Source organism: Methylobacterium sp. Leaf123 (assembly GCF_001423405.1).
Taxonomy (GTDB): Bacteria; Pseudomonadota; Alphaproteobacteria; order Rhizobiales; family Beijerinckiaceae; genus Methylobacterium.
In genome coordinates this window covers 90,661-96,660 of record NZ_LMNS01000006.1, presented here as the reverse complement: position 1 = coordinate 96,660, position 6,000 = coordinate 90,661, and the positions used below count along the sequence as shown (strand labels likewise).

The window sequence follows — 6,000 nt, the reverse complement described above, 5'->3', positions numbered from 1 at the left end:
CTCGCCTCGGCCCAGGCCTTCCTCTACGCCGCCGCCGTCATGATCCTCGTCCGAAGGCTCGGGCGAGCATCATGACTTATCGGACGGACTCTCAGGATGCGAAGCCCTCATCGGTACGAGCCTCGACAAAAGTCGCACATCGGAAAAACCGGCTCGTTCTCTGCAAGATCACGCGGCGAACGCTTGTAGGAGTGTCCGTCTGGTCCGGATCGAGGGCACGGGGAGTGCCAAGCGGCAGGGGACCGAGCGTCGGCGGTCGAGGTGGGCGAGACGTCGGGCCATCGCATCCGAATAATGACCGTGACGGCACGCGGCTTGACGAAACGCCCCCCATGGGGCATTGACCGCGCCGGAATTCGGCCGGGGCTTCCCGGCCTTTTGCGTTTCGCCCGCGCTGGCGCCGCCACCAGCGATTCGCCCCTCGACCCGCTTTAGGAGCGCCACGCCATGGCTAAGGCCGTTACCGTCAAGATCCGCCTCGTCTCGACCGCCGACACGGGCTACTTCTACGTCACGAAGAAGAACTCCCGTACGCAGACCGAGAAGATGGTCATGAAGAAGTATGACCCGGTCGCGCGCAAGCACGTCGAGTTCAAGGAAGCCAAGATCAAGTAAGTCCAACTCCCGGACGCCGACCGCCTTCGGGCCGCCTCGGTGCAACCGGGAGCGAGATATGAGGCGTCCGCTTCCTCGGGAAGCGATGCGGCAAGGCCGCTCCGGCATCGGGGCGGCTTTTTCGCATTCCGGTGCCCGCTTCATTCGGCCTCGCCGCATCCTCACGGATTGCTGACGAAGGAGCGGCTCCGCGTAACGCTCGCGCAAGCGATTGCGTCTAGGGTCGACGCATGAACGCCTTGCCCAGCTGCCTCGCTCCGGCCGGTATCGGCCTCACCATCGCCTCGGCCGCCACCGTCCTGGAACGGTCCGGCTATGCGCATTCACCCGAGATCACCTTGGGGGCCGCCCTGGTGGCGACCGCGCTCGTCGTGTTGATGCGCGCCGCCCCGACCTGGTTCCGGGTCAGCTGACGTTTTCGCCAGGACGCGGCCGGCCGTAAGGCTCAGGCGCGGTCGAGCCGGGCCGTCAGCATCCGCACCTTGAGGCGGGGCGAGAACGGCAGGCCCGCGAGCACCCGCTCCCGCCGCACCACATCGCCCGCCCGCGGTCCGCTCACGCCGACGACGCTCTCCCCCCGCGCGGCGATCCGAGCCGGTAGGGCGGTGTGCGCCCGCCGCATCCGGCCGAGCGCCATGTCCGGCCGCGCCGTGCCGACGAAGCGGTCGAGGCTGCGGATCCAGCCCTCCGCCGGGATGTCGCCCGGCTCCAGGCAGAGCAACCACTCGCGCCGCGCCACCCGCGCGCCCGCGCCCCACGGGTTGCCGCCGGGCGGGCGCACCACCAGGGTCGCGCCGCTGCCCTCGGCCACCGTCTCCAGTGCCGGGCAGGATTCCGCCGTCACGATCACTGCGTCGCCCACGAGCCCGGCGGCCACGCCCGCGACGAGTGCGCTCAGCGTGTCGGCGAGGCACTCGATCGCGGCGGGGTCGGCGGATCGCGCCACGTGGATGAGGCCGGAGATCATGCGGAGCGAATACCCGATTTTCCGCCCCCGCGAAGCACTCGTTGCGCTGCCCTCGATGCATTTCGATGAAGTGGTCACCGGTTCGCCGAGAGAAGGCGCGTCGAAACAAAGACCTGAAGGCGCCGACCCGATGCCATCCGGTCGGATACGGCTCTCGCCTTCGATCGCCTCGGAGGACGGACAAAGCCTGCACCGGCGCGAAACCTGTGCATCCCCGCTTTTCATGTTCGCGTTATGTTCTTAAGACAAAGGCGAGCGTGGCCGCGGCATGACGGTGGAGTTCGGGGTGGGTAACGGACAGACGCCGCTTCGGGGCAAGCGGAGTGGCTTCTCAAGCGGCGGTTCCCAGGTGGCGCCGGAGGCGCGGCGCGGGCGCGGGGCGACGGCCAACCCGGAGGGGCGCTTCGAGGCGACCCGGCACGAGACCTTCGACGACGGCTGGCCGGAGCAAGGGGAGCGCGTGCGGCGCACGGAGGTGACGTCGGAACGCGCCCGCCACATCATCACCCGCAACGCCTCGCCGGACATCTCGTTCGACCGCTCGATCAACCCGTATCGCGGCTGCGAGCACGGCTGCGTCTACTGCTTCGCCCGGCCGAACCACGGCTATGTCGGGCTCTCCCCGGGGCTCGATTTCGAGACGCGGCTGTTTTCCAAACCCGATGCGGCCGTCCTGCTGGAGCGCGAATTGTCGGCGCCGGGCTACCAGCCACGGACCATCGCGCTCGGCACCGCGACCGACCCCTACCAGCCGATCGAGCGCACGCACGGCATCACCCGCGCCGTGCTGGAGGTGCTGGCCCGTTTCCGCCACCCGGTCGGCATCGTCACGAAGTCGAACCTGATCCTGCGTGACCGCGATCTCCTCGCCGAGATGGCGGCGCAGAACCTCGTGAAGGTGGCGATCTCCGTGACCACCCTCGATCCGGATCTCGCCCGCCGCATGGAGCCGCGCGCGCCGCATCCGCGCAAGCGCCTGGAGGCGATCCGCGTTTTGAGCGAGGCGGGCGTGCCGGTGATGGCGATCGTCGCGCCCATCATCCCCTCGCTCAACGATCACGAGATCGAAGCGATTCTCGAAGCCAGCCGGACAGCAGGCGCGCGCGAGGCCAACTACGTGCTGCTGCGCCTGCCGCACGAACTCGACGAGCTGGTGGGCGACTGGTTCTCGGAGCATTATCCGGGGCGCAAGGCGCACGTCTTCTCCCTGCTGAGCGGGGCCCGCGGCGGCAAGGCCTACGACGCCGCCTTCGGCACCCGCATGATCGGGCAGGGCCCCTATGCCGACTTGATCCGCCGCCGCTTCGCCCTGGCCAAGCGCCGCCTCGGCTATCCGGACGAGCCGGTGCGCCAGACGACCGAGCTGTTTCGCCGGCCGGAGCGAGCGGGGGATCAACTCGCGCTGTTTTGAGGAGACTCAGGGGGGAGTCGCGTCACGCGTCCGAGAGGGCGCGGGCGGCCTCGAACCGCCCCGTGAAACTCACCCGGTGATGCGGGCTGCGGCCTTGCGCGGTGAGGCCGGCGAGGTGGGCGGCGGTGCCGTAGCCGGCGTTGCGCTCCCAGGCATAGGCCGGGTGGCGCAGGGCGAGGCGGCGCATGATCTCATCGCGGCATGTTTTGGCGACGATGGAGGCGGCGGCGATCTGCGGCACGAGGCGGTCGCCGCCGATCACGGCGCGGCAGCCCTGCGTCAGGCCGGGGATCGGATCGCGCCCATCCACCAGCACGGTGGCGTCGAGCCCGAGGCCCGTCACCGCCCGGCGCATGGCGTCGAGGGTCGCCCCGCGCACGTTCACCCGATCCACCAGCGCCCGCGAGCCCGCCGCGAGCGAGACCCGCGCATGGGCCCGGATCAGCGGGGTCAGCGCCTCGCGCGCGGCGCGGTCCAGGCGCTTGCTGTCGTCGAGCCGGGCCAGGATCTCCGGCGGAAAGGCCACGGGGTCGAACCACACGGCCGCCACCATCACCGGACCGCACAGGGCGCCGCGCCCGACCTCGTCGCAGCCGATCACGGCCGGATAGGTCGCGGCAAGCGCGGGATCGAACGGGCGCGGGGCTTTGACGGATTTCGGTCGAGGGGCCATGGCGCGGACCCTGGCATCCTCGCACTCACCCGTCATCCCGGGGCGGGTCAAAAGCCCGCGGACAACCAGGGCGCAGCGAGCATGAAGCCGCCGCCGTCCGATCGGTCCTGTCGGCTTCGCTCAGCCGGGGCGCGGCAGCGGGGCGCGGCTCGGATGGCGGGCGGCGCCCCGGACCGATCCGAGGGCGTGAGCGGTCGCGATGTTGTCGTAGAACTGGCGCGCGCTCTCGGCCCAGGTGTAGCGCATCGCCTCCGCCCGGCAGCGCTCCCGCGGGATCGCGAGCGCGGCGAGGGCCGCCGCGCGCAGATCCGCATCGAGGGCGCCCGCGCCGGTGCCGCCGATGACGTCGAGGGGGCCGGTCACGGGATAGGCCGCCACCGGCAGGCCCGAGGCGAGCGCTTCGAGCAGGACGATACCGAAGGTATCGGTCAGGCTCGGGAACACGAAGGCGTCGGCACGCGCGTAGACTCGCGCCAGCGCCTCGCCGGTCAGCGCGCCGAGGAAGTGCGCGTCCGGCGCCAGTGCCTGGAGCCGCGCCCGGTCCGGCCCGTCGCCGACCACGACCTTGGAGCCGGGCAGGTCGAGGCTGAGGAAGGCGGCGAGGTTCTTCTCGACCGCGAGCCGGCCGACCGAGAGGAAGATCGGCCGCGGCAGATCGGGAAACGGGTTCGCCCCGTCGTCGCCGTCACGGGGGCGGAAGAGGTCGGTGTCGACGCCGCGGGTCCAGCGCATCAGGTGGGTGAAGCCGCGCCCCGCCAGCTCCCGTTCGAGGGAGGGCGTGCTGACCATGGTGCCGCTCGCTGCGGCGTGGAAGCGGCGCAGCCAAGCATAGCTCCAGGCCTCCGGCACGGGGGCGCGGGCGGCGAGATATTCGGGAAAGCGGGTGTGGTAGCTCGTGGTGAAGGCCTGCCCCCGCGACAGGCAGGCGGCGCGCACGGCGTGGCCGATCGGCCCTTCGGTCGCGATGTGCACATGAGTCGGCGCGAGCCGCTCCCAGCGTGACAGCACCCGGCCGCGGGTGATCAGCGAGAGCCGGATTTCGCGGTAGCCCGGCATCGGCAGGGAGGGGAAGTCGGCCGGCGTCAGCATCAGCGGCTCGACGCCGAGGCCGGCGGCGGCCTCGGCCATGCGCTCGACGGAGCGCACCACACCGTTGACCTGCGGGTGCCACGCATCGGTGGCGAGCAGCAGCCTCATGCGGGTCTCGTCTGTCCGTGAGGGGCGGGCATCACCCCGAAAGCTGGCCGCCGGCTTTCGGGAAACGATGATGCGAAAACAACAGCCCGGAGCGCCGTCCTGGATCCGATATCCAGGGTGGCGCCCTAGGCGACGGCGCGGCGGATCTCGGGCTCGAAGGTCTCCGCCGCGCGGCGCTCGCGCAGCAGGGTCGGGTAGTGCAGCACCTCCATGCGGCCGTCGTAATGCTCGACGATGCCGGTGCAGGATTCCACCCAGTCGCCGGTATTGAGATAGGTCAGCCCCTCGACCTCGCGGTGCGCGGCATGGTGGATGTGGCCGCAGATCACCCCGTCCGCGCCCTGGCGCCGGGCCTCCGTGGCGAGGAAGGTCTCGAACTGCCCGATGAAGTTGACCGCGTTCTTCACCTTGAGCTTCGCCCAGGCCGAGAGCGACCAGTAGGCGAGGCCGAGGCGGCGGCGCACCCGGTTGACCACGGTGTTGACCGCGAGCGCCGAGGTGTAGGCCCAATCGCCGAGATGGGCGAGCCACTTGGAGTGGCGCACCACCATGTCGAACTGGTCGCCATGGATGACGAGGTAGCGCTTGCCGTCGGCCGCGACATGGACCCGGCTGTCGGCGATCTCGATGCCGCCGAAGGTCATGCCGATATAGTCGCGCAGGAACTCGTCGTGGTTGCCGGGCACGTAGACGACGTGAGCGCCCTTGCGCACCTTGCGCAGCAGCTTCTGCACCACGTCGTTATGCGCCTGCGGCCAGTACCAGCCCGAGCGGAGCTGCCAGCCGTCGACGATGTCGCCCACGAGGTAGATCGTGTCGGCATCGACGTCGCGGAGGAAGTCGAGCAGCAGGGCCGCCTGGCAGCCCTTGGTGCCCAGATGCAGATCGGACAAGAAGAGCGTCCGAACGCGGATGGTCGATTCCGGATCCTGTGACACTGGCGCCCCCGGCTCTTCACAACCGCATCGCGACGGGGAAGAGCCAAATCGCATTCCGATCTCAGTTTGATGACGGCGGGGTGCATCATTCTGCCCCGCTTCCGCGCACCGGGCGGTCCCCCCGGTTTCCGGCGCGGCACACGCCCATGGCTCGCCGCAGGCCCCGCCCGCAGCCGGTGCATGCGAAAATCTTTTTGTT

Annotated in this window: 7 protein-coding genes; 3 read left to right on the top strand and 4 right to left on the bottom strand. The window is 70.2% G+C overall.

Annotated elements, in window-relative coordinates; all coding sequences use genetic code 11:
* Positions 1-447 precede the first annotated feature (447 nt).
* Both rpmG and ASF53_RS07435 read left to right on the top strand, forming a co-directional pair.
* On the top strand, positions 448-615 hold the full coding sequence (rpmG, locus tag ASF53_RS07440; RefSeq protein WP_003602581.1) for a 50S ribosomal protein L33: 168 nt from the start codon (positions 448-450) through the stop codon (positions 613-615).
* A 230-nt stretch (positions 616-845) separates the two neighbouring features.
* On the top strand, positions 846-1,028 hold the full coding sequence (locus tag ASF53_RS07435; RefSeq protein WP_056196308.1) for a hypothetical protein: 183 nt from the start codon (positions 846-848) through the stop codon (positions 1,026-1,028).
* Positions 1,029-1,060: 32 nt separating this feature from the next.
* Here the strand turns inward: ASF53_RS07435 and ASF53_RS07430 are convergent, their stop codons facing one another.
* Entirely contained in the window at positions 1,061-1,582 is a 522-nt protein-coding gene (locus tag ASF53_RS07430; RefSeq protein ID WP_056196302.1) for a hypothetical protein, read from the bottom strand.
* A 268-nt stretch (positions 1,583-1,850) separates the two neighbouring features.
* Here ASF53_RS07430 and ASF53_RS07425 point away from each other — a divergent pair, with 268 nt between their 5' ends.
* Positions 1,851-2,993: a PA0069 family radical SAM protein gene (locus ASF53_RS07425; RefSeq protein ID WP_056196299.1), complete on the top strand. Its 1,143-nt coding sequence runs from the start codon at positions 1,851-1,853 to the stop codon at positions 2,991-2,993.
* Between the two features lie 22 nt (positions 2,994-3,015).
* On the opposite strand, the gene rnhB is transcribed toward ASF53_RS07425, so the two are convergent.
* The 3 genes from rnhB to ASF53_RS07410 form a co-directional block, all read right to left on the bottom strand.
* Positions 3,016-3,666, bottom strand: coding sequence for a ribonuclease HII (gene rnhB, locus ASF53_RS07420; protein WP_056196297.1), 651 nt, complete (start codon positions 3,664-3,666; stop codon positions 3,016-3,018).
* Positions 3,667-3,786: 120 nt separating this feature from the next.
* On the bottom strand, positions 3,787-4,863 hold the full coding sequence (locus ASF53_RS07415; protein WP_056196294.1) for a glycosyltransferase family 4 protein: 1,077 nt from the start codon (positions 4,861-4,863) through the stop codon (positions 3,787-3,789).
* 125 nt (positions 4,864-4,988) lie between these two features.
* The gene (locus ASF53_RS07410; RefSeq protein ID WP_056196290.1) at positions 4,989-5,801 is read right to left on the bottom strand and encodes a UDP-2,3-diacylglucosamine diphosphatase; all 813 of its coding nucleotides are present in this window, start codon (positions 5,799-5,801) and stop codon (positions 4,989-4,991) included.
* Between the last annotated feature and the right edge of the window lie 199 nt (positions 5,802-6,000).